Below are 23,703 nucleotides of genomic sequence, written 5' to 3'. Positions count from 1 at the left end.
AAGGAGGACTCCTGCGTGGCAGTTTGTCCTCTTTTTACTAATCTAGTATTTTCTATATACTTTAACATCCGGACGGTCAGTAGGAATTCGTGCTTTTTATTGACGAACATATTAAACAATTGCCATTATGTGATCACACACCTAACCTGCCGACGACACATTGGACCATTCCCTACTGCGAATGATAAGAATTTTACAAGTGCGCGTAAATCTAATACATTTTCGCCAAGCGCCACTGTAAGTAAGTAGGTGATCGTATGACTAGCTTAACAAGTGAAGATATAAGCAGCTTAATCTACAATTATGGTTTATCTTTAAATTTTGTTGAAAAACAAGGACGTGTATACAAAGTATATACAAATAAAGGAGAATATGCCTTAAAGCAAATGGAGGCAAACAAGGGCCTTGATTTTCTTCGTTATGTTCAGCAATTGTATCAACGTGGGTACAATAGGATTGTTCCTATTTATCCTACTTTAGATGGAAGATATGCTATTTTGGAAGGGAATTCTCTTTTTTATTTGATGCCTTGGCTAGAAAACAAAGAAAGAGAAGGAAGACTTCAAAAGCATAAAGAACTATTTCGAGAGTTAGCTCGTCTTCACACCCTATCCGTACGTGAAGTGTCAGTTACAAAAGAAATGAGAGAAGAACATTATGAGCAAACAACCTCGAGATGGGAAAATGAACAAGAGGCTTTGGCAGACTTTGTGGAACGAAGTGAAAAGACGGTGTATATGTCTCCTTTTCAGCTTCTTTTTTGTACGTTTTACACTGAAATTAATGGAGCTGAGCGTTTTGCATTAAATAAATTAAAGGAATGGCAAGAGGCGACAAATGAAGAAACAAAAGCAAGAAGTGTGATTATTCACGGGAAATTGTCCAATGAGCATTTTCTGTATAATGAAAACGGGATTGGTTATTTTACAAACTTCGAACAAGCACAAATAGCCTCCCCTATACACGATTTGCTGCCATTTTTGGATCGGACCTTGAGTACTCACCCAAAGAGGTTTGATGAAAGTTTAGAGTGGCTTGACACATATTTTCGGCATTTTCCTTTTAAAAAGGAGGAAATGTTATTGTTTTTAAGCTATCTAGCTCATCCTGGAGCGATTTTTAGAGTAGTGGAAAGATATTTTTCAACCGGAAAAGAAAAAAATGAAATGAAATTAGTAAACCAGTTACAGCATCAATATTGGCGAATGAAAAATACGGAATACGTGGTAGTAAAATTAGAGGAAAAAGAAAGAATGAAAAATGAACAGCAAACTCCCCCCTCCAACTAACCTCTGGAAGGGGTTATTCATATCCACTCAAAATGATATGCTAATGAGAGGGTAATAAAAATCGCTAACAATAATACATCGATAGTAGTAGGAAAAATAAAAGTCCGGATTGCCTGGAAAATGGTAAAAGGGATGATAAGTTGCTTACAAATTGCTTTAAAACTCCTCAACCAATTTTGAAATGTGCTCTGATTGAATTTTCTTTTCACTTATTTTTACCTCCTCCCTATAGCCCCTACTTATAAAATATGTGTATTTTGGGTATTCTGTGAATAGAAAAGCGAAAGCGCCTTGTCCATCGACGTAAAAACTTCGGGTCCTCTGACTGAGATAAAGGAAACACGATGAGACAGTTATGTCGAATCGATGTTGACTTATCGTAGGGAAGAGGACGAGAAGTTTGCTAGTCGATTGGCGCTGTAGCTAGACAAAGAAAAGCGAAAGCGCCTTGTCCATCGACGTAAAAACTTCGGGTCCTCTGACTGAGATAAAGGAAATACGATGATTTCGTCAGGCAATCGTAGGGAAGAGGACAAGAAGCTAGCAAGTCGACGGCTGCTTTTCCCAGACATGGAAAAAGCCCAAATTTTAAAATTAGACGAGAAAATATTGCTTTATGTATAAAAATTCGCTACTATAATGAATAATAGTGAGAACGAATAAATGCATTGACAGGGAAGAGTACATGAGAGGATTGTTTTTCAGAGAGGGAATCATTGGTGAAAGATTCCTAAACAATTTCCATGGAAGGTCGCCCTCGAGCAGCTTCTGTGAAAATATAGTAATAGAAGCCGGTTAGAAGCCGTTATTGTTTTTAAGTGCCAAGTCACAAGATTTCTGTGATTTGTGAAAAAAGGTGGTACCGCGAACCAGCTCCCTTCGTCCTTTTAACGAAGGGGGCTTTTTGTATTTTCGTAAAGAAATGTACAGCGAAAGCGCCTTGCTTATTGATGTGCGAATTTCAGGACCTAGGCTTTGAATAAAGGTAACACGATGAATCAATGGACGAGTTGATGTTAACTTACGCTAAAGAAGAGGTAGAAAATTTGCAAGTCGATTAGGCGCTATAGCTAGAGAAGGAGGAAAAAAGATGGAACAAAAAGAATTAACAATGCCTACCAAATATGAGCCGCAAAGCATTGAAAAAGGCAGATATGAATGGTGGCTTAAGGGTAAGTTTTTTGAAGCGGAAAGTGACTTGGAAAAGGAACCATACACAATCGTTATTCCACCACCCAATGTTACGGGGAAGCTGCATCTTGGCCATGCCTGGGATACAACACTTCAAGACATTTTGACTCGGATGAAAAGAATGCAAGGGTACGATGTTTTATGGCTGCCTGGTATGGACCATGCTGGAATCGCAACTCAAGCAAAGGTGGAAGAAAAATTAAGAGAAGAAGGCAAGACACGCTACGATTTAGGTCGAGAAAAATTTCTTGAAGAAACTTGGAAATGGAAAGCAGAATATGCAGATTTTATTCGTCAACAATGGTCTAAGCTTGGACTAGGGCTCGATTATTCAAGGGAACGCTTTACACTGGATGAAGGACTTTCAAATGCAGTACGTGAAGTTTTTGTTTCCTTATACAATGAAGGCTTGATATATCGTGGCGAGTATATCATTAATTGGGACCCAGCTACGAAAACCGCACTTTCCGATATCGAAGTTATTTATAAAGATGTTCAAGGTGCCTTCTATCATATGAATTACCCATTAGCGGATGGCAGTGGCAGCATTGAGGTTGCAACGACACGTCCTGAAACGATGCTTGGTGATACAGGAGTTGCTGTACATCCGGATGATGAACGTTATAAACATTTAATTGGTAAAACGGTTATCCTTCCAATCATCGGTCGTGAAATTCCAATAGTTGCAGATGATTATGTTGATATGGAATTTGGTTCTGGTGCTGTAAAAATCACTCCTGCACATGATCCAAATGATTTTGAAATCGGAAATCGCCATAATCTTGAACGAGTTCTTGTTATGAATGAAGATGGCACGATGAATGAAAAGGCAGGAAAATATAACGGCCTTGATCGTTTTGAATGTCGAAAACAAATCGTAAAGGATTTACAAGATGCTGGTGTTCTTTTCAAAATTGAAGAGCATTTACATTCTGTTGGTCACTCAGAGCGAAGTGGAGCGGTTGTAGAACCATATTTATCAACTCAATGGTTTGTAAAAATGCAGCCTCTTGCCGATAAAGCAATCGAATTACAAAAGGGTGAAGAAAAAGTTAATTTCGTACCTGACCGTTTTGAAAAAATCTACATGCATTGGATTGAAAATATTCGTGATTGGTGTATTTCTCGTCAACTTTGGTGGGGACATCGAATCCCTGCTTGGTACCATAAAGAAACTGGGGAAATTTATGTAGGCCATGAAGCTCCAGGAGACGAAGAAAACTGGGAACAGGATAAAGATGTTTTAGATACGTGGTTCAGCTCAGCACTATGGCCATTTTCAACAATGGGTTGGCCAAACACAGAAGAAAATGATTTTAAACGTTATTATCCAAACAATTGTCTCGTAACAGGTTATGATATTATTACGTTCTGGGTTTCAAGAATGATTTTCCAAGGTCTAAAATTTACTGATGACCGCCCGTTTCGCGATGTATTAATTCATGGACTTGTTCGTGATGCAGAAGGACGGAAAATGAGTAAATCGCTTGGAAATGGTGTCGATCCTATGGAAGTTATTGATAAGTATGGTGCCGACTCTCTACGCTACTTTTTATCGACAGGAAGCTCGCCAGGCCAGGATTTACGCTTCAGCATGGAAAAGATTGAAGCAGTTTGGAACTTTGCCAATAAGATTTGGAATGCATCGAGATTTGCATTGATGAACATGGATGGGCTCACATATGAGGAAATTGATTTGTCAGGTGAGAAATCAGTTGCAGATAAATGGATTTTAACACGTTTAAACGACACGATTGATACAGTAACGAAGCTCGCAGAAAAATACGAGTTTGGGGAAGTAGGACGTGCGCTATACAACTTCATCTGGGACGATCTTTGTGACTGGTATATTGAGATGGCGAAGTTGCCATTATATGGTGAGGATGAAAAGGCAAAACTGACAACGCGCTCCGTACTTGCGTATGTTTTAGATAACACAATGCGCTTGCTACATCCATTTATGCCATTTATTACTGAAGAAATTTGGCAAAATCTCCCTCATCAAGGAGAGTCTATTACAATTGCTGCTTGGCCACAAGTTGATTTAAGTCTTTCAGATCAATCGGCAGCCGGAGAAATGAAACTTTTGATGGATATTATCCATTCTGTTCGTACCATTAGGGCAGAAGTTAATACACCGATGAGCAAAAAAATAAAAATGTTGCTTAAGGCAAGGGATGAAGAGGTTCTTGCAGCATTAGAAAAGAACAAACATTTCATCGAAAGATTTTGTAATCCTGAGGAACTCGAGATTGCCATTAACATTACACCACCTGAAAAATCAATGTCTGCCGTTGTAACAGGTGCTGAACTCTTCCTACCGCTAGCGGGACTCATAAATATTGACGAGGAAATCGCTCGCTTGGAAAAAGAATGGGATAAGTGGAATAAAGAAGTAGAGCGTGTTCAGAAAAAATTGTCAAACGAAAAATTCATTAGTAAAGCACCGCAATCAATCGTTGATGAAGAACGTGCGAAAGAAAAGGATTATTTGGAGAAGAGCTTAACAGTAGAACAAAGAATTAAGGAATTAAAAGAAAGTTAACTATATGTGAGGGATTGCTCATTTGGGCAATCCCGTTATCATGGTTTGAGGTGACAATATGTTTAATACATATCAAGAAGCAATAGATTGGATTCATTCTCGTCTCCGTTTCGGAATTAAACCGGGATTGAAACGGATGGAATGGATGTTAGATAAACTTGGGAACCCCGAAAAAGAGCTAAAAGCAATCCATGTTGGCGGAACAAACGGAAAAGGTTCAACCGTTTCGTATATAAGATCTATGTTAATTGAAGCAGGGTATGAAGTAGGAACGTTTACCTCTCCATATATTGAACAATTTAATGAGAGAATAAGTTTAAATGGTAAACCGATTAAGGATGAAGAAATAACTCTGATTACGAATGTAATAAAACCACTAGCGGATGAACTTGAACATACAGAGCTCGGAGCTCCTACAGAATTCGAAATTATTACAGCTATGGCATTTTATTATTTTGCCAGAGTACATCCGGTTGATTTTGCAGTTATAGAAGTTGGTTTAGGAGGACGGTTTGATTCGACAAATGTGATAGAACCACTCGTTTCTATCATTACTAATATAGGGATGGACCATACTCAGATTCTCGGTAATACGGTAAAAGACATTGCCTTTGAAAAAGCAGGAATCATAAAAAAGAATAAGCCATTGATTACTTGTGTAAAGGATCATGATGCTCTTGATGTAATAAAGCAAGCTGCCATTGAAAAACACTCGGAAATGATGCAAATAGATCATGAGTTTTTTGTAACAAATTATTGCTCAATAGAAAGTGGAGAACGATTCACATACGTGTCTGAATACGAAACCTTTAATGATCTTGAGTTGTCACTTGTGGGTAAGCATCAAACAGAAAATGCTGCAGGCGCAGTAGCGGCTGTATCATATTTAATGAGGGCAGGCTATGCAAAATTGGATGAGGAAGAGATTAGAAGAGGGTTAAAGAAAGCATATTGGCCAGGTAGATTTGAAATTTTGCAAGCGAGTCCTGCAATACTTATTGATGGAGCACATAATCCAGAGGGGTTGCGCGCATTTGCTTCAGCATTAACTAACCGTTATAAAGAGAAAAAAATAAAAATCGTTTTTGCTGCTCTTAAAGACAAAGATTTGACGGAGATGTTCACCATTTTAGAGGGGATTGACGCGGAACTCTATTTCACTGAATTCGACTTCCCGCGTGCAGCAAAAGCTGACGAACTAAAAGCAATAAGTGGTGTTTCTGGAGTAAAAACTGAATCAGATTGGCAAAAACTGATTGAAGAGTTGACGATTTCATTGAAAAGCAATGAAGTATTAGCGATTACAGGTTCACTTTATTTTATTTCTGCAATCAAGTCTTTTCTCGTACATATTATTAAAAAGTAAATTCATTGTGAAGAATGATGAAAAAGCCGTCTCAAGAATAAGAATTTGAGACGGCTACTATTTATATTTAATTTCTTCATCTGGAAGTTTAATTAAAACAAAAGGATTATTGCCGATTACAGGTTTTCCTAATTCATATATTGTACCGTCTGGTTGGTTTTTTGGGCAACTATTTGCACGAGTAACCGTTTGTTTACTAACTAAAAATGCTTTTCCTTCCACACAAATTTTACCATTTACAGTAAGCCATTTCGAACTAAAAAAATTCCCTTTGACGTGTAAGGTGGATCCAGCTCCTATTGTTATAGTAGTACAACTAGCGCTCTTCCCAATCGTAATTTGAACATTTTTACCTTGGATATTGGCATCGTTGGTCATCAAAAAGTTCCCATCGATGTTTAATGTTGAATTATCAAAAAAAGTAGCGGTTGGAATCCTAACATCTCCTCCAATTTTTGTGGTGGAATATTTATAGAATTTCAGATCGTTTGCTGAATATAGTTCACCTGCTATTTTTAATTCTGAACGTTCACCAATACTAATAGCGTTATTAAATAAGGCGTTGCCACCAATGGAAATATTTGTAGAAGAACCAAAATCAGCATTTTGATTAAAAATTGCATTATTTCCAATTATTAGGGAGGAGCTAGGTTTAAATTCAACACTCCCTTTAAAAATAGCATTTTTCCCTACATCAAGCTTATTTCCGTTGAAAGTAAGGAAATTAGCAAATTGGATGTTTCTACTAACGGAAAGATTCGTATTGGGATTAACCGCGACAGATCCATTAAATTTCATACTTCCATTGGATAGGTGATTGCATGAATTTGTCAGTTCAGAGTATTGATTGAACTCAGCGTAGAGAGGATAATTACAGTTTCCTCCTACTATAGATGACGTATGTACTTTATCTTCATCGGGATAAGTAAACATAAGTCTTGAAGGATTATTTATTTTTGAAAATTCCTCCTTAGTTTCGAAGGCACTGTTTCCTCCCACTCCCTCTCCAACTAATTCATATCTTGCTGTCAAAGCTCTTTCAGAGGAATGTCCAATTTTTTTTCCTGTACTTTTAACGGTTACCACTATCGTATTTGTATTAGGAAGTAGTTCTACGAGGGGGACGGTTAGTGTGTACATAAGTTTATTATCTACTACCTGTACAGATTTTTGATCAAGTGTACGTATTGAAGTAGCTAATTTATTTGCGAGGTCGGCAAGTTTCACATTTTGATCATTCCGTATATCCTCATTAATTTTTGAAATGCTCTGCATTAATTTCTCTTTGAAAAAAACAATTCCCATTTCTGCTACTTCTGTTTCTTGGACATATGTTTCGCTCTTCTTTACTAGAGTTCGACTATTTAATGTTAATGCTAGTAGCGTTGTGGAAAAAAGTAAGATGATGACAATGATAATCAATGTAAAAACTAGTGCTTGTCCTTTTTCATTCTTAACCATCTCAGGCACCTCTTATAATCTACTAATAATCGTATTCATTTCTATTTTTTTTCCGTATTTCCGTTCCTTAATCGTCAATTTAACCGCTATATTTTTTTTATTTCCTGCAATCGGGGTATAAGTTAAAGAGTAACGATAATTTTTTTTGAATACATATTCTTGTCGGTCTGTTTTAATGATTAATGAACGTTCGGATGTTTCAATTGTATACTGTTCATTTTTCTCATGTACTGAAGTTAACGTAAGTAAGATTAAATTTGCTTCCTGTTGAAGTTCTGATTGAGCTTGCGTTATTTTCATAGAATTGACAGCAAAGTGAAATATACCAAAGAGGAGGGAGAAAATAATAACGGAAATGACTCCGGCAAGTAATACTTCAATAAGAGTAATTCCTCGATTATTGTTGATGATGTAATCGTATTTTTTCATTCCCATATACCCTTTACATTTATATATCCATTTAAATATGTCAACGGTCTCTTCCTCTCCACATCTTTTGTGGCATATACGATAATAGACACTTTACGCAAATGCATTTCCTTTTCTTCCGAGGTGGGTGGTAATATTTGGGCAATTGGTGTAAAGGTTCCGTATTTGTCTTGATCTTGCAAGTCTAATTTTATAGTACTATTTGCTTGTGATATTTTAATTAATTTTTCGTTGTACTCACCATTCTCAAGATGAAAAAGAGCTGCTCTCGAAATTTGTTGTGCTTCTAATTTGCTTTGATTTTGAAAAGTGAAATGTTTAAAGTTACTAAATACGGTTAATAGACTTGTTAATATAATGGAAACAATAGCAAAAGAGATTAAAATCTCTAATAATGTCATACCCTTTTCACTTTTAAAAAGTTTTTTCCCGCACATTACGACACCATCTTTCAAAATCATTACTACTATTATACAATATTAGTAAAAATGAGTCTGTATTACCTTATGATTACATTATTAGTTTTTTTTAGCATAAATAGATCATTCGTAAAGTGGTGATGTAAATGAATGTAATGAGAAAGAGGCTTGGGGATTTACTAATAGAAACAGGTATCATCACTGAATTACAACTTGAAACGGCGTTAAAGGAAAAATCTTCAAGACAAAGACTTGGTGATATTCTAGTAGAAAAAGGTTTTATTACAGAGCAACAATTGATTGAAGTATTGGAATTTCAACTTGGTATTCCACATATTAGTCTGTATCACTACCCATTTGACACCACTCTATTTTCCATCATCAGTAAAGAAACAGCCAAAAGAAATTTAATTATTCCGCTTAAAAAAGAAGAAGATAAATTGTTTGTCGCCATGGCAGATCCGATGGACTTCTATACAATTGAAGACTTACGACTTGCTACGGGTTTTCGCATCGAGACGGCGATAGCAGCTAAAGATGAAATTATTCGTTCTATCAATAAATACTATGATATGGATGATGGTTTCATCGATTTGGAAAGGAAAAACTCCCAGGTTGAGTTAATAGAAGAAGAGGATCTAACGGATCAAGATTCTCCAATTGTAAAACTAGTGAATCAAATTTTTACGAATGCGTTCGTTCAAAGGGCAAGTGATATCCATATTGATCCCCAAGAAACGAAAGTGGTGATCCGTTATCGAGTTGATGGCTTATTAAAAACCGAACGACTATTGCCGAAGCATATGCAAAACATGTTGATTGCCAGGATCAAAATTATGGCGAATCTTGATATTACAGAATATCGGATTCCTCAAGATGGCAGAATTAAAAGGAACTTGGATCAACGCCATGTAGATCTGCGTGTTTCTACATTACCGACTGTTTTTGGTGAAAAAATTGTCCTTAGAATTATGGATTTAAGCAATACGATTAATAGCATCAATCAATTAGGTTTCAACAGTTTGAATTTACAGCGATTTATGAGGATGATTGAAAAGCCTCACGGTATCATTTTAATATCGGGTCCTACTGGTTCAGGAAAATCTTCAACCTTATATGCAGCACTCAATCATTTAAATACAGAAGAAGTAAATATCATTACGATTGAGGACCCTGTTGAATATCAAGTGGAAGGAATTAATCAAATTCAAATCAATCCGAATGTCGGATTAACGTTTGCAACAGGATTACGCTCTGTTCTCCGCCAAGACCCGAACATCATTATGGTAGGGGAAATTCGTGATAAAGAAACAGTAGATATTGCGATACGTGCATCGCTAACAGGTCATTTAGTTTTCTCTACCATTCATACGAATGATTCATTGAGTACCGTGACCCGCTTACTTGATATGGGGGTTGAGCCATTTTTAGTGGCGAATTCGATTAGTGGAATCGTGGCACAAAGACTTGTAAGGAAAATATGTAGGGATTGTATAGTAGAATACGAACCAACTAAGCGTGAGATTGAGATTTTTCAAAAAAACAAAATTGATATTAAAAAAGTTTATCGGGGACATGGCTGTTCATCTTGTAATATGACTGGCTATAGAGGCAGAGTTGCAGTTCATGAAGTTTTAGCTATAAACGATGAAATGCGGAAATTAATGATGAACGATGAACCATTTTCAAAGCTTCAAGATTTATCCGTTCAAAATGAAACTATTTTTCTACTTGGTGATGGATTAATGAAGGTGAAAGAAGGAATCACAACGACGGAAGAAGTGCTAAGAATTGTGACAATGGAGTAGATACATTCATGGAAAACAAAGATGAGTTATTATTAAAATCTGCTTATGAAAATGGCGCCTCCGATCTTCATATTACTGTAGGTGTACCACCAGTTATGAGAATTAACGGTCTGTTAAAAAGATTTGGAGATGAGCCACTTTTACCTATTGATACAGAAAGAATGGCTAAATCACTTATTCCACAGCATCTATGGGAAACGTATAAAGATAAAGGTGAGCTGGATTTTTCTTACGGTATTCCTGGAATCTCGCGTTTTCGAATCAATGCCTATCATCAACGTTCATGTGCAGCTTTGGCCATTAGGGTTATTCCTACACATATTCCTACCATCGATGAATTAAAACTGCCACCTATATTAAAAAAGCTTTGTGAAAAACCACAAGGATTAATTTTAGTTACTGGGTCTACAGGTAGCGGTAAGTCAACAACACTTGCTGCGATGATCGATTATATGAATAAGAATATGCGTAAACATGTTATTACATTGGAGGATCCAATCGAGTATTTGCACAAGCATGGATTGTCGATTATAGATCAAAGAGAGGTTGGTTTCGATACTCGCAGTTTTAAACATGGATTACGAAGTGCACTTAGACAAGATCCAGATGTTATTCTTGTAGGGGAGATGCGTGATTTAGAAACAATCCAAACGGCGATTACAGCTGCTGAAACAGGTCATCTCGTTTTAGGTACTTTGCATACTTCAAGTGCACCTACAACAATTGATCGAATTATAGATGTTTTCCCGCATGAACAACAAACACAAATAAGAATTCAGCTTGCTTCCGTATTAATAGGCATTATTTCACAGCGTTTATTTCCAACTGCTGATCGTAAAGGTAGAAGAGCAGCAACGGAAATACTCATTAATAATGCCGCAATCGCGAATTTAATCCGTAATGAAAAAATCCATCAAATCCCAAATGTTTTACAAACATCGCGGCATGAAGGGATGCACTTATTAGCAACGAGTATTAAAGAATTACTAGCTTCCGAGCAAATAGCGAGAGAAGCGACAATCCCATTTTTTGAAGGAAATGATTCTAATGGCACGTTTTAAATACAAGGGAAGGGATAAAGTAGGAATACATATAGGAAAAGTTACAGCCGATTCAAGACGCGATGCGATGCTCAAGTTAAAAAATGAAGGACTACGAATTATAGAAATAGAAGAAATAAAGGAATCGATATTCACTAAAGAGATCTCAATTGGTCAACGAGTGAAGCTTCAACAAATGATCGTTTTCTTAAAACAGTTTTCCACGCTTTTAAAAGCAGGAGTTTCCGTTGTTGATGCAACAAGAATTCTATCGGCACAAACGGATAATAAAATATTAAGTAAGGCACTTAATATAGTAGAAGGAAATTTAAGAGAAGGAATTCAGTTGTCTGAAGCACTATCACACCACCGTAAAATCTTTGATCCTCTATTGATCAATATGGTGAAAGCAGGGGAACTATCCGGAACATTAGATGAAACTCTAGAGCGTTTATGTGAGCATTATGAAAAACAACATAAAACGAGACAGAACGTGATTTCGGCACTTGTGTATCCGTTTGTCGTAGGGTTCATTGCGGTCGGTGTTGTCATTTTTCTATTAATAGGCGTCGTCCCAACTTTCGTTAGTATGTTTGAAAGTGTAGACAGTGATTTACCTAGTATTACAAAATTCGTGTTAGGCATGAGCCATTTTATTCAACATTTTTGGCTATTGATCCTTCTATTTGTGATTCTATTAGGAATTGGTTTCGTAGTGCTTCGGGGAAATCGAAAGACGAAGTATTATTTGGATTTGGTACTATTAAAGACACCTTTTTTTGGAGCAGTTGAACAAAAAGCTGTTATTGCCCAGATGACAAGGACCCTTAGTTCCATGCTTGCGAGTTCAGTTCCGATTTTACAAGCATTAGCAATGGTTGAGCAAGTCATACAAAATGAAGTAGTAGCAAAAGTGATAAATCGTTCACGGCATTCACTTGAAGGTGGACAATCATTGGCTAACCCTATTAAAGAGCATTGGGTCTTTCCACCACTTGTCTCCCAAATGATTGTAATTGGGGAACAGACGGGACAGCTAGATTCATTGCTTGATAAGGTGGCGGATTTTTATGAGAAGGAAGTTGAATTGGCAACGGAACGCATGAAGTCATTAATAGAACCTATATTAATCGTTGCACTCGCCTTGATGGTTGGAACAATTGTAGCAGCAATAATCGTACCGATGTATAGCATTTTTGACAATCTCCAAAACTATTAAATACAGCTTGTCAAAAAATGCATAATATGAGATGTTTTAGGTAGAAAGAACTAGATTAGTTTTTTCGTATAAAGGAGGATTTAAAATGTTAAAAAAACTGAATCATGTATTGAAAAATCAACGTGGATTAACTCTTGTAGAACTACTTGCTGTCGTCGTCATCCTTGGAATTATTTCTGCCATTGCTATTCCAAGTATTGGCGGATTGATTAATAACTCGAAAAAAGATGCTCATATTGGTAATGCACAAATGATGGTAAATGCTGCAAAAATGGCATTATCTGCAGATGGAAATACTGAAGGAACTTTTACTTTAGATACCCTTGTGAAAGATGGTTATTTGGAAGAAGTTAAGAATCCATCCAATAAGGATGGAGGATATGATAAAACAAATAGTGTTGTAAATATTGGTAAAGGTTCAAATAAAGTTACTCTTATAGGTGGACAAACTACCTATATAAATGGTGAAGATCCTTTTGAAATAGCTAGAAAAGATGTTAAGTTACCTTAAATCCATCATGACTCTTATCATCTTCATCTATTCCCTTCTCCTCGGCTCTTTTTTCAATGTCGTTGGGCTACGGGTGCCATTAAAACAATCTATCGTTAAGCCACGGTCTGCCTGTCCCGGTTGTCAGAATACGTTACAGGCATATGAGTTGATTCCAGTTTTATCATATATCATACAAAAGGGGAAATGCCGTCATTGTCAAAGGCGGATTTCTCCTCTTTATCCACTAATGGAGCTTACGACAGCTCTATTATTTGTTTTTGCTTATAATCAAATTGGCTGGTCCGTCGAATTGTTTATTGTATGGACATTAATGTCATTGTTTGTCATTATTTTTATTACGGATATTACTTATATGCTTATCCCCGATAAAATCCTACTTGTGTTTGCAGTATTTTTTCTTATAGAACGTTTCTTCTTGCCATTAGATCCATGGTGGGATTCAATGCTTGGGGCTGCGATTGGATTCTCATTGCTTTTATTCATTGCTGTGATTAGTAAAGGTGGCATGGGTGGAGGCGATATTAAGCTATATGCTGTCATCGGATTTGCCCTTGGAACGAAGCTCGTCTTACTTTCACTTCTAGCAGCTACAATGATTGGTGGCGTCATTGGCATTATCGGGATGTTTTTTGGATTTTTCAAGAAAAAAGAACCAATTCCATTTGGGCCTTTTATCGGTATAGGTACATTGATTATGTATTTCTATCATCAATACATTTTGGATTGGTATTTATCATTTCTGTAATTAGTAAAGGGAGTTTTCGTTATGGCCTTTAAACTATTTAAGCGTAGTCTAAAAACTGCAAATTTAGTTTTTACTGATCAAGTAATTCGCTTTATGGAAACGAACCACGGAGGAAAAAGAGTAATTTTACAAGTGAAAGAACATCCTCTTCATCCTGGTACGATTAAAGAAGGCAAGATCATGAACCCTAAATTGCTCCACTCAGCATTGGAAAAATGTATTAATAAATGGAAAATTAAAAGAAGAGACATTCGCTTTTTAATTCCGGATCCTTTTATTATCGTTCGTCAAGTAAAAGTACCACTTGATATTCAAAAGGATGAAATAAATGGCTATTTATTTATGGAAACTGGGACAAGTATCCATCTCCCATTTGAAGATCCAGTTATTGATTCCGTTATCCTAGATCTTGAGGAGGATCATTATAATATTTTGCTTGTTGCCGCCCCAAGAGAAATCGTTCATTCCTATATCAATATTCTTGATCAAGTAAAATTAAGACCAATCGTCGCTGATATTGCTCCACTTTCCTTATATCGTTTATACCATGCTTATGATATGACCAATCCAGAAGATCATTTATTACTTTTGAATTTTGACAATTCCTTATTAACAATAGCTATTTTTCATCAGCATGTTCCGATTTTCGTCCGTCCGATTACATCTGATATTTTGTTGGAAAGTTCATTAAGTATAGTTGATAATGCTAATTCCTCTGCTTATTTAGAAGAAGCCATTTCTGAGATTGTAAAGGTGATGGATTTTTATCAATATTCATTAAATCATGGAGAAGTACAAATTAATAGAGTTATATTAAGTGGTGATCACGGAGAACTTTCGAAGTTCGAAGAAATGTTGCGGACAGGACTGGAAATGGAAATAGAGCATTTGACTGTTAATAACGATGGGAAAATGGTTCCTACTGCCCATCTTCCAGCATTGGGCTTATCTTTAAAAGAGGTGAGTTCATTATGATGATTGAAATAAATCTTATACAACAAAAGAAAAAAGAGCCACCAATAGCCTTATTTACCGTTATCATTCTCACCATTATTACAGTGTGCAGCTCTATATTTCTTTGGTTATTAATGCAAAATGATATTGCTAGAATAGATTCGTTAGAAAAAAGAATCGAGCAAACACGAGAATTAATAGCAAGCAATAAAGCGAATCAACCATTTTCAAGTAGTTCTCTAGAAAGTTTACATAATGCGATTGACTGGACAGAACAGGAGCGTATCGCCATCGTTCCACTTTTACATCATCTTTCCTCTCTATTGCCCGAAAAAGGTTTCTTTCAATCATTTTCATACAATGGCGATAATAAAGTAGAGTTGAATGTACAATTTACTTCTAGTAATGAAGCGGCATACTATTTACATGAATTAATATCTTCTCAATGGTTTACAGATGCAAAACTTATTAGCATGATTAAAAACGACAATCAACCAACTCTGTACTATACCGCCTATTATGTATTAACAATAAATAAGGAGCATGTGAAAGCAGACTCGGAAAATGAAGGGGGCAGTGAATAATGCCACTTCAATGGTTGAAAAATAAATGGACGCTCATATCAATTTTTACCATAGCTTTATTATGTTTTATTGCTTTTTTCTATATCAGCCAATATAAACCGATTGCGAAGCATACTTCTCTACTTGAAAGCGAGTTGAAAATGGAGCAAAATGTGTTACATAAACTGAATGAAACACAAACTGAAGAAAATCCTCTTCATCTCGTAAAAAAAATACCTGTAAATCCTTTCATTGATCAATTTATTTTAGATGTAGAAAAACTAGAAAAGTCATCTGGTGTTATCATTAATGAAATGAACTTTACAGATGGTACTTTCGTTACTATTGATTCAAATGATGAACAAGAGGCTCAAAATTCAACTTTGCCTAATGGTTTGGAGAAAATCACCGTAAACCTTTTGATTAAAGCCAAGAGTTATGTTGAAATTGAAGCTTTTTTGCGCGATCTCGAATCTCAAACGAGGATTGTTCATATAGAACAAATTTCTGTGACTGGACCTGATATCATTGTGTCTGAAAAAGAAAAAGACAATGGTTATTCAGTTCAGATTACTTTATCGGTTTTTTACATGCCAGAATTAAATGAGTTAAAAGCCGAAGTGCCAAAAATGGATGTACCAAAACCTGCTAATAAGAAAAATCCATTTAAAAGGTAAAATATGACTAAAAAATTGACGAAAACCTTTTTGTAGTAGACGACAAAAGTTTCGTCTTTTTTTTATGCTTGTATGATAGGATGAAACAAAATTTATGTGCGGGAGGCTCTAAGATGAATGGAAAGGAAAAAGGGGATCGCCATTCTACAATAAAAATAAAATTGAATGGAAAGGAGCAAACATTTTCAGAGGAAACGGCTATTCATGATTGGCAATCAGCCACAAACGAGGCTTCTGCAGCCTCCTCAGAAGAAATAGTTGAAGACGAATTTGAATGGATATTGCCTAATGATGAAAAAAATGAGGTACCTGAGTATAAGATTATTAACGCAACAAATGACAATATAAGAAAGCTTCCTGTTCGAACGTGGAATAGAAATATAAAATCTAGTTTTTCAGGCTTGTTTTTATCTGTTTTTCTAGCAATTGCAGTCGGACTCATTCTTGGATTTATAATTTATAAAATGGTAATCCAAACCGAAGAAAGTCACGTAGGTTTAAAAGAAGGTGATTCTCCTCCGGTTGTTGAAAAGGAAAGTCAAGCTGCTAAAAATGAAAAATACTCTATGACCTTACCAGAAATAACTATATCTGTACTTCAAGGCGGCTTTTATTCTTCTAATGAAAATGCTGTTTCTGCAGGAGAGCAATTAGCGGCAAACAATGTTGCGACGACTGTTATTGAAATGGAAGGAAAATATTATGTATTTATCGGTGTTGCTGGAGAGCTGTCAACTGCTAAATCGTTGGCGAGTCAATTAAAGGAACAAGGGCTAGAGGATGTCTGGGCAAAGGAGCTTTCATTTGGAGGAAAATCGATTGAATTATCTTCAAAAGAAGAAGCAGATCAATTAACTAAAGAGGTTGAGGCAATTCATAAGCTAGCGGAACAATCTGCTGTAGGTTATCTAAATGGATCCTTGGATGGAAATGTTCTAAAAGACGTGGAAAATACACTGAATGGCAACTTCCACGAGGAAATCGCTAAGGAACTTCATGGAAGTCTCAAATCAGCTGAAACACATCTTAAAGGTTTTCAAACATCGCAATCGAAAAGTGAACTATTACAAGCCCAACAAGTTTTACTGGAATTTATTAAGTTATATAAAGGTGAAATTGGTTCGTAAATAATTCAAAAGGGGCTCTTGGCCTCTTTTTCTTGTTTCTTTTTTAACTCTTTGATAGGATAGAATCATGTATCTCCCTATTCAGGAAAATCGTCTATAGAGACCATTTTCCTAACTCAAGAAAGGATGGCCATGCCTATGGATCACCTCGTACTAGCTTCTGCTTCACCTCGAAGAAAAGAAATCCTTCAGAAATTAAACATTCCTTTTACTACTTTTTCATCAAATGCCGATGAAACTCTACCATCTAATCTTTCACCATCAGAATTTGTCAAAACACTTGCTTTACGAAAAGTAAAAGTAGCAATAGAGCATTATCCACATGCCGTTATTATTGGAGCTGATACTGTCGTTGTAAGTGATGATATCATTCTCGGTAAGCCCAAAAATATGACTGAAGCTAAACATATGCTGAAACAACTATCAGGACGAATACATTCAGTATATACAGGAGTAGCTATTAAAGATAAAAACAAGACAGAAGCATTTTATGAAAAAACAGATGTAGAATTTTGGGAGTTAACAGAAACTGATATTGATCAGTATATTATGAGTGGGGAGCCCTTTGATAAAGCAGGTGCATATGGCATTCAGGGGCTGGGAGCTCTCCTTGTAAAATCAATAAATGGAGATTATTATTCTGTAGTTGGTCTCCCAATCTCCCGTTTATACCGTGCCTTGTTAAATATAGGGCTTATCATTCCTCCCAACTAGATTCAAAAGGAGGAAAACATATTTGAAAACGGAAACCCTAATGATTCGTGATTTTCCTATAGATCAGCGTCCGCGTGAACGACTTATTAACAATGGAGCTGAAAGCTTATCAAACCATGAGTTACTAGCAATATTATTAAGGACGGGCACTAAATCAGAATCTGTCATACAATTGTCAAATCGTCTGTTAACACAATTTGGTGGTCTCATGTGGCTTAAAGATGCAGTACTGGAAGAAATGACAAATTTGAAAGGAATTGGACAAGCGAAAGCGGTTCAGATTGCAGCTGCAGTTGAACTTGGTAGGAGAATCAGCAATCTTTCGTATGATGAAAGATATGTTATACGAAGTCCTGAAGATGGTGCTAACTACGTAATGAACGATATGCGTTTTCTTACACAGGAGCATTTCGTGGCACTTTATTTAAATACAAAAAATCAAGTCATCCATCGTCAAACAATCTTCATAGGTAGTTTAAATGCAAGTATTGTACATCCTCGTGAGGTATTTAAAGAAGCCATTCGTCGTTCGGCGGCTTCAATTATTTGCCTCCATAATCATCCATCCGGAGATCCATCACCTTCAAGAGAAGATATCGAAGTGACAAAACGATTAGTAGAATGTGGAAAAATGATAGGGATAGAACTTCTGGATCATTTAATCATCGGTGATAAAAAATATGTCAGTATGAAAGAAAAAGGATATATGTGACACTAGGATTTTAAAAAATGATACTATATAATTAGAGTTATGGATTTTATTGGGCGTGTTGTTGTTTGCTCAAACTAATGGGAAAAATAGTATAAATGTTATGCACTGACGAGGTAACAATAAATTAATGTATTGGACAGGCTATAGAATTTATCGTTATTGTTTTTGAAAGTATAGGGAGCAGATGCATATATAAAGCATTCGGCATGAGAAAGGGAGATACATACATGTTTGGATTTGGAACGAAAGATCTTGGAATAGATTTAGGAACTGCCAATACACTTGTTTTTGTAAAAGGAAAAGGAATCGTGTTACGTGAACCATCAGTAGTTGCGTTACAAACTGATACCAAAAAAATTGTAGCAGTAGGAAACGACGCAAAAAATATGATTGGTCGAACTCCAGGAAATATTGTTGCACTTAGACCGATGAAAGACGGAGTCATTGCGGATTATGAGACGACTGCCGCAATGATGAAATACTATATTCGCCAATCTACGAAAAGAAAAGGTTTATTTGGCGGAAAGCCTCATATAATGGTCTGTGTTCCGTCTGGTATTACCGCAGTTGAACAAAGAGCGGTTCTTGATGCGACTAGAGAGGCAGGAGCAAAGGAAGCATATCCAATTGAAGAACCATTTGCTGCGGCGATTGGAGCTAACTTACCTGTTTGGGAACCGACTGGAAGCATGGTTGTAGATATCGGCGGTGGTACTACAGAAGTTGCTGTGATATCTCTCGGAGGAATTGTAACGAGCATGTCGATTCGTATTGCTGGTGATAATATGGACGACTCAATTGTTGCTTATATCCGAAAAACATACAATTTATTAATTGGTGATCGAACTGCTGAAGCGATTAAACTTGAAATTGGATCGGCCGGAGAGGCGGAAGGATTACCTACTATGGAGATACGGGGCCGAGACTTACTAACTGGACTCCCAAAAACCATTGAAATAACAGCAGAAGAAATATCATGGGCATTACGAGATACTGTAAATTCTATCATCGATGCCGTAAGAAATACGCTTGAAAAAACTCCACCTGAACTTGCAGCCGACATTATGGATAGAGGAATCGTACTTACTGGTGGAGGAGCATTGCTGCATAATTTGGATAAGGTAATGAGTCAAGAAACGGATATGCCGGTTTTAATCGCGGATGAACCGCTGGATTGCGTTGCAAAAGGTACCGGAATTGCATTAGAACATATTCATCTTTTTAAAAATAAAGTAAAAGATATGCGTTAAGAGTCACTTGCGCCGTTTTTACGGCGCTTGCTCTTTTCTTATTGTATAGGAAATCTTTAAAAAAATTGATAAAATATATTTAGTCATAGTACCGCGAAATAAGGCGCTTGTGCATTCATAAGAGATAAAAGTAAAAAAAATTTTCATGTCTAGCGCAAGTAGCCGTCGAATAGCAAACTTCTAGCCCTTTTCATTACGATAAATCAACAGCGATTTCTCCTGTCTAACTGCAGGCGCCAACCACCCGCAGTCCAGTAACCTGAGACATAAAAGTCAAAATACGTACTTTTTTGCCTTAGAACAATTACATGACGGAGGTCCGAAGTATACATGTAGGAAGACGCTGGATCCGGATGTTGCGCTTTTAGCCTTTCTTCTTCTTCAGACGCCTTTCGTTTTTTGGATTTTATCGTGTTCCCTTTATCGCAAGTCTTGAGCCTGGAGTTTGTAATTCGATAAGCTAGGTGCTTGTTCTTTTCTACGAGGTGTAAATCATGTCACACTTTTTTCTAAATAAACGTCTGATAATCCTTCTTATTAGCATTATTATTCTCGTATCTTTAATTGGATTTTCTTTACGAGATAGAGAGAATATTACCCGTCCAGAGCAGTTTGTTAAAGATGTTGTTGGTTTTGGTCAATCACTTATTTCAAAGCCAGCACAGGGAGTTGCAAACTTTTTTGGAAATATTCATGATCTAACAAATACATATACAGAAAATAAAAAATTAAAAGCCCGGTTGGAAGGGTTGGCAAAACTTGAAAAGGAAATAGCGGATATAAAAAAAGATAATGAAGAACTGCGAAGTGTACTAAATAAAACTGAAAATCTCCGTGATTATAGTGCCATTCAAGCAACAGTCATCAGCCGAGCACCCGATCGTTGGTTTGAAGAAATTACGATTAGTAAAGGGAGTAAAAGTGGTGTAAAGACAGATATGGCTGTCATGACAGCTAAAGGGCTGATCGGTAAAGTAGTTAGTACTTCCCCGATGACAGCTACAGTGGAACTTCTTAGCTCTAATAATAAGAAAAATAGAGTTGCTGCTGAAATACAAGGAGATGAGCATGTTTTTGGTCTTATCGACGGCTACGATAAAGAGAAGAAAATGCTAATTATGAAGGATATCGTGATTGATCAAAAGATTAAGAAAGGGCAGAATGTCGTCACATCTGGTCTTGGTGGTGTCTTTCCAAAAGCACTTGATATCGGAAAAGTTAAAGAAGTGGAAGTTGATCGTTTTGGATTGACACAAACGGCATATGTAGAACCTTCTGCGGATTTTTACGGATTTGAGCATGTGTTGGTCATTGTTCGTACGATGGATACTGAAAATGTTACGGAGGCGGGGGAATGATGAAACGCTTAATACTTCCCTTCCTTTTAACTTTTTGTTTTTATTGTGAAAGTATTTTTGTGGACTTTCTTCCACCTGGATCCTTCGGAGTAGATTGGATCCTTGTTCCGCACTTTTTATTAATATTATTTATCATGATGGGGATTAATTATTTTAGAAATCGTACGCTTATATATGCGGCGGTATTCGGATTATTATTTGATATTTACTTTACTGGGGTTATAGGTATATATTTAGTTTTATTTCCAATTGCTGTATATGTATCGGCAAAATTAACTAAATTACTTTTTTCTAATATTTTTACGGCCTTAATCATTACAATAATGTGTATATCGTTGGTAGAAACAATTGTATACGGAATGAATATATTTGTTTTACGAAAAAGTATGGATTTGAACGAGTTTGCAATGATTCGACTAGTACCTACTCTTATTTTGAATGCCGTATTTTTTATCATCGTTTATTTCCCGTTCAACAAATTATTACTAAATAGAAAAAAAGAAGAGCTGAATGAATAATTTTTTTTTTGAATAGAGGAAAATCGAAGTAGTTTGTCGAATTCAGCAATGTATAACGGGAATAAAATAATAAGATAAACTATAGGTATTTTGATGTAGTAGTGAAAGGAGATATGAGGGCACTATTTGCAAGTTGAGTCTCCTTGCCCGGAACACATGAAAAACAGACAAAATGTTATGATTAAAGGAACGAAGAACGGTCTTTCTTTACAATTAAATGATCGCTGCTCATATGAGGATTTATTGGTAGAGTTGGAAGATAAGCTTGCTGATTTGCAGGGGGTAGATACAGACAGCCCTCTTATTTCTGTACGTATTTTTTCTGGAAATCGATACTTAAATGCTGATCAGGAAGAACAATTAAAAGAAATGATTCGTACGAAACAAAATTTAATAGTCGAAGAGATTGAAAGTAATATTATCACAAAAACAGAGGCAAAACGCATTATGGATGAACAGGAAGTGACTTCAGTTGCTACTGTCGTTCGATCTGGTCAAATATTAGAGGTTCCCGGTGACTTATTGCTTATTGGCGATGTAAACCCTGGAGGAACTGTCAGAGCAGCTGGTAATATTTTTATTATGGGTGCTTTAAAAGGCATAGCCCATGCGGGTTATACAGGTAGAAATGAAGCAGTAATTGTAGCATCCTTTATGACTCCTTCACAGCTTAGAATTTCCGATTGCATTAGCCGCGCACCTGACCATTATGATAAAGAAGAACATCATCAAATGGAATGTGCTTATATCGATGGAAGACATCAAATCGTTATAGATCGCTTGCAAGTGTTAAAACATATAAGACCAAATATTACTAGATTAAAAGGGGGACTATACAATGGGTGAGGCAATTGTAATAACTTCGGGTAAAGGAGGAGTCGGAAAAACTACAACTTCGGCCAACCTGGGGACAGCTCTTGCCCTACAGGGTAAAAAAGTATGTCTCATAGATACAGATATTGGTCTAAGAAATCTTGATGTTGTACTAGGTCTTGAAAATCGCATTATTTATGATTTAGTAGATGTTGTTCAAGGTAGATGTAAGCTGCAACAGGCAATTGTGAAAGATAAAAGGTTTGAGGACAAATTGTTTTTACTTCCAGCAGCTCAAACTAGCGATAAAACGGCTGTATCACCTGAACAAATGAAAAAACTCGTTAACGAAATGAAACATGAGTATGATTACATAATAATTGATTGCCCAGCAGGGATTGAACAAGGTTATAAAAATGCGGTAGCCGGGGCTGATCGAGCAATTGTAGTAACAACACCAGAAATTTCTGCAGTTCGAGACGCTGACCGTATCATTGGTTTATTGGAAAAGGAAGAAAATGTTGAACCTCCAAAATTAATCATTAATCGCATCCGCAGCCAAATGATGAGAGATGGCGATGTACTAGATGTTGATGAAATTGCTCAACATTTATCTATTGATTTGATTGGAATTGTCCAGGATGATGTGGATGTGATTAGATCTTCTAACCAAGGTGAGCCAATTGCGCTTGATCCGAATAGCAAGGCTTCCATTGCATATCGAAATATTGCGAGAAGAATATTAGGTGAGTCTGTCCCTCTACAATCTTTGGATGATGAGAAACAAGGAGTAATTGCAAGATTGAAAAAGCTATTGGGTGTCGGAGCTAAATAAGTTTGTAAAGAACCATACGTTCAATTTAATTTGAATGTATGGTTCTTTTTTTTATATAAGAATATATATTTTTTAAAATGATTGTAATTTTGGTAAGGTTGTTCAGTTGTAGCGCATATCGATTAGCAAACTTCTTTTCCTTCTCTTATGCGTAAG

23 protein-coding genes and 1 other annotated feature are annotated in these 23,703 nt (G+C 36.4%); of the genes, 19 read left to right on the top strand and 4 right to left on the bottom strand.

The window, feature by feature from the left end:
• Positions 1-257: 257 nt before the first annotated feature.
• Entirely contained in the window at positions 258-1,289 is a 1,032-nt protein-coding gene (gene ysxE / locus KHA93_RS09180; RefSeq protein ID WP_213110465.1) for a spore coat protein YsxE, read from the top strand.
• Between the two features lie 17 nt (positions 1,290-1,306).
• On the opposite strand, the gene KHA93_RS23940 is transcribed toward ysxE, so the two are convergent.
• Positions 1,307-1,498 (bottom strand): YszA family small membrane protein, encoded by a 192-nt coding sequence (locus KHA93_RS23940; protein ID WP_349772272.1) that lies wholly within the window; start codon positions 1,496-1,498, stop codon positions 1,307-1,309.
• A 450-nt stretch (positions 1,499-1,948) separates the two neighbouring features.
• Positions 1,949-2,179 (top strand) — a binding site (T-box leader).
• 200 nt (positions 2,180-2,379) lie between these two features.
• Here KHA93_RS23940 and KHA93_RS09175 point away from each other — a divergent pair.
• Together KHA93_RS09175 and KHA93_RS09170 are read left to right on the top strand one after the other, a co-directional pair.
• Positions 2,380-5,025: a valine--tRNA ligase gene (locus KHA93_RS09175; protein WP_213110464.1), complete on the top strand. Its 2,646-nt coding sequence runs from the start codon at positions 2,380-2,382 to the stop codon at positions 5,023-5,025.
• A gap of 58 nt (positions 5,026-5,083) precedes the next feature.
• Positions 5,084-6,391, top strand: coding sequence for a bifunctional folylpolyglutamate synthase/dihydrofolate synthase (locus tag KHA93_RS09170; protein ID WP_213110463.1), 1,308 nt, complete (start codon positions 5,084-5,086; stop codon positions 6,389-6,391).
• A gap of 57 nt (positions 6,392-6,448) precedes the next feature.
• Here the strand turns inward: KHA93_RS09170 and KHA93_RS09165 are convergent, their stop codons facing one another.
• The 3 genes from KHA93_RS09165 to KHA93_RS09155 are packed head-to-tail and all read right to left on the bottom strand — an operon-like array spanning position 6,449 to position 8,718.
• Entirely contained in the window at positions 6,449-7,852 is a 1,404-nt protein-coding gene (locus tag KHA93_RS09165; RefSeq protein ID WP_213110462.1) for a hypothetical protein, read from the bottom strand.
• A 12-nt stretch (positions 7,853-7,864) separates the two neighbouring features.
• Positions 7,865-8,281 (bottom strand): PulJ/GspJ family protein, encoded by a 417-nt coding sequence (locus KHA93_RS09160; protein WP_213110461.1) that lies wholly within the window; start codon positions 8,279-8,281, stop codon positions 7,865-7,867.
• Positions 8,278-8,718, bottom strand: coding sequence for a type II secretion system protein (locus KHA93_RS09155; protein ID WP_267917684.1), 441 nt, complete (start codon positions 8,716-8,718; stop codon positions 8,278-8,280). Before KHA93_RS09155 ends, KHA93_RS09160 begins: the two co-directional genes overlap by 4 nt.
• A gap of 128 nt (positions 8,719-8,846) precedes the next feature.
• On the opposite strand from KHA93_RS09155, the gene KHA93_RS09150 reads away from it, so the two are divergent.
• The 16 genes from KHA93_RS09150 to minD all read left to right on the top strand — a co-directional run bounded on the left by KHA93_RS09150 (position 8,847) and on the right by minD (position 23,547).
• On the top strand, positions 8,847-10,508 hold the full coding sequence (locus KHA93_RS09150) for a GspE/PulE family protein (protein ID WP_213110459.1): 1,662 nt from the start codon (positions 8,847-8,849) through the stop codon (positions 10,506-10,508).
• 8 nt (positions 10,509-10,516) lie between these two features.
• Positions 10,517-11,569, top strand: a complete 1,053-nt coding sequence (locus KHA93_RS09145) for a type IV pilus twitching motility protein PilT (protein WP_213110458.1) — start codon at positions 10,517-10,519, stop codon at positions 11,567-11,569.
• A complete protein-coding gene (locus tag KHA93_RS09140) occupies positions 11,556-12,767 on the top strand; it encodes a type II secretion system F family protein (protein ID WP_213112853.1) in 1,212 nt (403 codons plus the stop codon). The genes KHA93_RS09145 and KHA93_RS09140 overlap by 14 nt, the downstream gene beginning before the upstream one ends.
• Before the next feature lie 85 nt (positions 12,768-12,852).
• A complete protein-coding gene (locus KHA93_RS09135) occupies positions 12,853-13,278 on the top strand; it encodes a prepilin-type N-terminal cleavage/methylation domain-containing protein (protein ID WP_213110457.1) in 426 nt (141 codons plus the stop codon).
• A complete protein-coding gene (locus tag KHA93_RS09130) occupies positions 13,262-14,026 on the top strand; it encodes a prepilin peptidase (RefSeq protein WP_233711099.1) in 765 nt (254 codons plus the stop codon). Before KHA93_RS09135 ends, KHA93_RS09130 begins: the two co-directional genes overlap by 17 nt.
• A 21-nt stretch (positions 14,027-14,047) precedes the next feature.
• Positions 14,048-15,001, top strand: coding sequence for a type IV pilus biogenesis protein PilM (pilM, locus tag KHA93_RS09125; RefSeq protein WP_213110456.1), 954 nt, complete (start codon positions 14,048-14,050; stop codon positions 14,999-15,001).
• The gene (locus tag KHA93_RS09120) at positions 14,998-15,564 is read left to right on the top strand and encodes a PilN domain-containing protein (RefSeq protein WP_213110455.1); all 567 of its coding nucleotides are present in this window, start codon (positions 14,998-15,000) and stop codon (positions 15,562-15,564) included. The genes pilM and KHA93_RS09120 overlap by 4 nt, the downstream gene beginning before the upstream one ends.
• Positions 15,564-16,220: a type IV pilus inner membrane component PilO gene (locus KHA93_RS09115; RefSeq protein ID WP_213110454.1), complete on the top strand. Its 657-nt coding sequence runs from the start codon at positions 15,564-15,566 to the stop codon at positions 16,218-16,220. The genes KHA93_RS09120 and KHA93_RS09115 overlap by 1 nt, the downstream gene beginning before the upstream one ends.
• Before the next feature lie 113 nt (positions 16,221-16,333).
• The gene (locus tag KHA93_RS09110; RefSeq protein WP_213110453.1) at positions 16,334-17,347 is read left to right on the top strand and encodes a hypothetical protein; all 1,014 of its coding nucleotides are present in this window, start codon (positions 16,334-16,336) and stop codon (positions 17,345-17,347) included.
• Positions 17,348-17,485: 138 nt separating this feature from the next.
• Positions 17,486-18,061 (top strand): Maf family protein, encoded by a 576-nt coding sequence (locus KHA93_RS09105; RefSeq protein WP_213112851.1) that lies wholly within the window; start codon positions 17,486-17,488, stop codon positions 18,059-18,061.
• A gap of 40 nt (positions 18,062-18,101) precedes the next feature.
• Positions 18,102-18,773, top strand: coding sequence for a RadC family protein (gene radC / locus KHA93_RS09100; protein WP_213112850.1), 672 nt, complete (start codon positions 18,102-18,104; stop codon positions 18,771-18,773).
• Positions 18,774-19,000: 227 nt separating this feature from the next.
• The gene (locus KHA93_RS09095) at positions 19,001-20,023 is read left to right on the top strand and encodes a rod shape-determining protein (RefSeq protein WP_213112849.1); all 1,023 of its coding nucleotides are present in this window, start codon (positions 19,001-19,003) and stop codon (positions 20,021-20,023) included.
• Positions 20,024-20,517: 494 nt separating this feature from the next.
• Positions 20,518-21,381, top strand: coding sequence for a rod shape-determining protein MreC (gene mreC / locus KHA93_RS09090; RefSeq protein ID WP_213110452.1), 864 nt, complete (start codon positions 20,518-20,520; stop codon positions 21,379-21,381).
• Positions 21,378-21,899, top strand: a complete 522-nt coding sequence (gene mreD, locus KHA93_RS09085) for a rod shape-determining protein MreD (RefSeq protein WP_213110451.1) — start codon at positions 21,378-21,380, stop codon at positions 21,897-21,899. The genes mreC and mreD overlap by 4 nt, the downstream gene beginning before the upstream one ends.
• A 156-nt stretch (positions 21,900-22,055) precedes the next feature.
• Positions 22,056-22,745: a septum site-determining protein MinC gene (minC, locus tag KHA93_RS09080; protein WP_213110450.1), complete on the top strand. Its 690-nt coding sequence runs from the start codon at positions 22,056-22,058 to the stop codon at positions 22,743-22,745.
• Positions 22,738-23,547 carry a septum site-determining protein MinD gene (gene minD, locus KHA93_RS09075; protein ID WP_213110449.1) on the top strand — a complete coding sequence of 270 codons (810 nt, stop codon included), beginning with the start codon at positions 22,738-22,740 and terminating at the stop codon, positions 23,545-23,547. Before minC ends, minD begins: the two co-directional genes overlap by 8 nt.
• Positions 23,548-23,703 lie beyond the last annotated feature (156 nt).

It is taken from the genome of Lederbergia citrisecunda (assembly GCF_018343695.1).
In the GTDB taxonomy this organism is placed as follows: Bacteria; Bacillota; Bacilli; order Bacillales; family Bacillaceae_C; genus Lederbergia; species Lederbergia citrisecunda.
Note: the sequence above shows the minus strand (reverse complement) of the source record. Positions and strands in the feature narration are given on the sequence as shown.

Excerpts from the sequence above, each read along its gene's own strand:
- ysxE (WP_213110465.1), top strand. The coding sequence starts at position 258 with ATGACTAGCTTAACAAGTGAAGATATAAGCAGCTTAATCTACAATTAT.
- KHA93_RS09175 (WP_213110464.1), top strand. The coding sequence starts at position 2,380 with ATGGAACAAAAAGAATTAACAATGCCTACCAAATATGAGCCGCAAAGC.
- KHA93_RS09170 (WP_213110463.1), top strand. The coding sequence starts at position 5,084 with ATGTTTAATACATATCAAGAAGCAATAGATTGGATTCATTCTCGTCTC.
- KHA93_RS09165 (WP_213110462.1), bottom strand. The coding sequence starts at position 7,852 with ATGGTTAAGAATGAAAAAGGACAAGCACTAGTTTTTACATTGATTATC.
- KHA93_RS09160 (WP_213110461.1), bottom strand. The coding sequence starts at position 8,281 with ATGAAAAAATACGATTACATCATCAACAATAATCGAGGAATTACTCTT.
- KHA93_RS09155 (WP_267917684.1), bottom strand. The coding sequence starts at position 8,718 with ATGTGCGGGAAAAAACTTTTTAAAAGTGAAAAGGGTATGACATTATTA.
- KHA93_RS09150 (WP_213110459.1), top strand. The coding sequence starts at position 8,847 with ATGAATGTAATGAGAAAGAGGCTTGGGGATTTACTAATAGAAACAGGT.
- KHA93_RS09145 (WP_213110458.1), top strand. The coding sequence starts at position 10,517 with ATGGAAAACAAAGATGAGTTATTATTAAAATCTGCTTATGAAAATGGC.
- KHA93_RS09140 (WP_213112853.1), top strand. The coding sequence starts at position 11,556 with ATGGCACGTTTTAAATACAAGGGAAGGGATAAAGTAGGAATACATATA.
- KHA93_RS09135 (WP_213110457.1), top strand. The coding sequence starts at position 12,853 with ATGTTAAAAAAACTGAATCATGTATTGAAAAATCAACGTGGATTAACT.
- KHA93_RS09130 (WP_233711099.1), top strand. The coding sequence starts at position 13,262 with ATGTTAAGTTACCTTAAATCCATCATGACTCTTATCATCTTCATCTAT.
- pilM (WP_213110456.1), top strand. The coding sequence starts at position 14,048 with ATGGCCTTTAAACTATTTAAGCGTAGTCTAAAAACTGCAAATTTAGTT.
- KHA93_RS09120 (WP_213110455.1), top strand. The coding sequence starts at position 14,998 with ATGATGATTGAAATAAATCTTATACAACAAAAGAAAAAAGAGCCACCA.
- KHA93_RS09115 (WP_213110454.1), top strand. The coding sequence starts at position 15,564 with ATGCCACTTCAATGGTTGAAAAATAAATGGACGCTCATATCAATTTTT.
- KHA93_RS09110 (WP_213110453.1), top strand. The coding sequence starts at position 16,334 with ATGAATGGAAAGGAAAAAGGGGATCGCCATTCTACAATAAAAATAAAA.
- KHA93_RS09105 (WP_213112851.1), top strand. The coding sequence starts at position 17,486 with ATGGATCACCTCGTACTAGCTTCTGCTTCACCTCGAAGAAAAGAAATC.
- radC (WP_213112850.1), top strand. The coding sequence starts at position 18,102 with ATGATTCGTGATTTTCCTATAGATCAGCGTCCGCGTGAACGACTTATT.
- KHA93_RS09095 (WP_213112849.1), top strand. The coding sequence starts at position 19,001 with ATGTTTGGATTTGGAACGAAAGATCTTGGAATAGATTTAGGAACTGCC.
- mreC (WP_213110452.1), top strand. The coding sequence starts at position 20,518 with ATGTCACACTTTTTTCTAAATAAACGTCTGATAATCCTTCTTATTAGC.
- mreD (WP_213110451.1), top strand. The coding sequence starts at position 21,378 with ATGATGAAACGCTTAATACTTCCCTTCCTTTTAACTTTTTGTTTTTAT.
- minC (WP_213110450.1), top strand. The coding sequence starts at position 22,056 with ATGAAAAACAGACAAAATGTTATGATTAAAGGAACGAAGAACGGTCTT.
- minD (WP_213110449.1), top strand. The coding sequence starts at position 22,738 with ATGGGTGAGGCAATTGTAATAACTTCGGGTAAAGGAGGAGTCGGAAAA.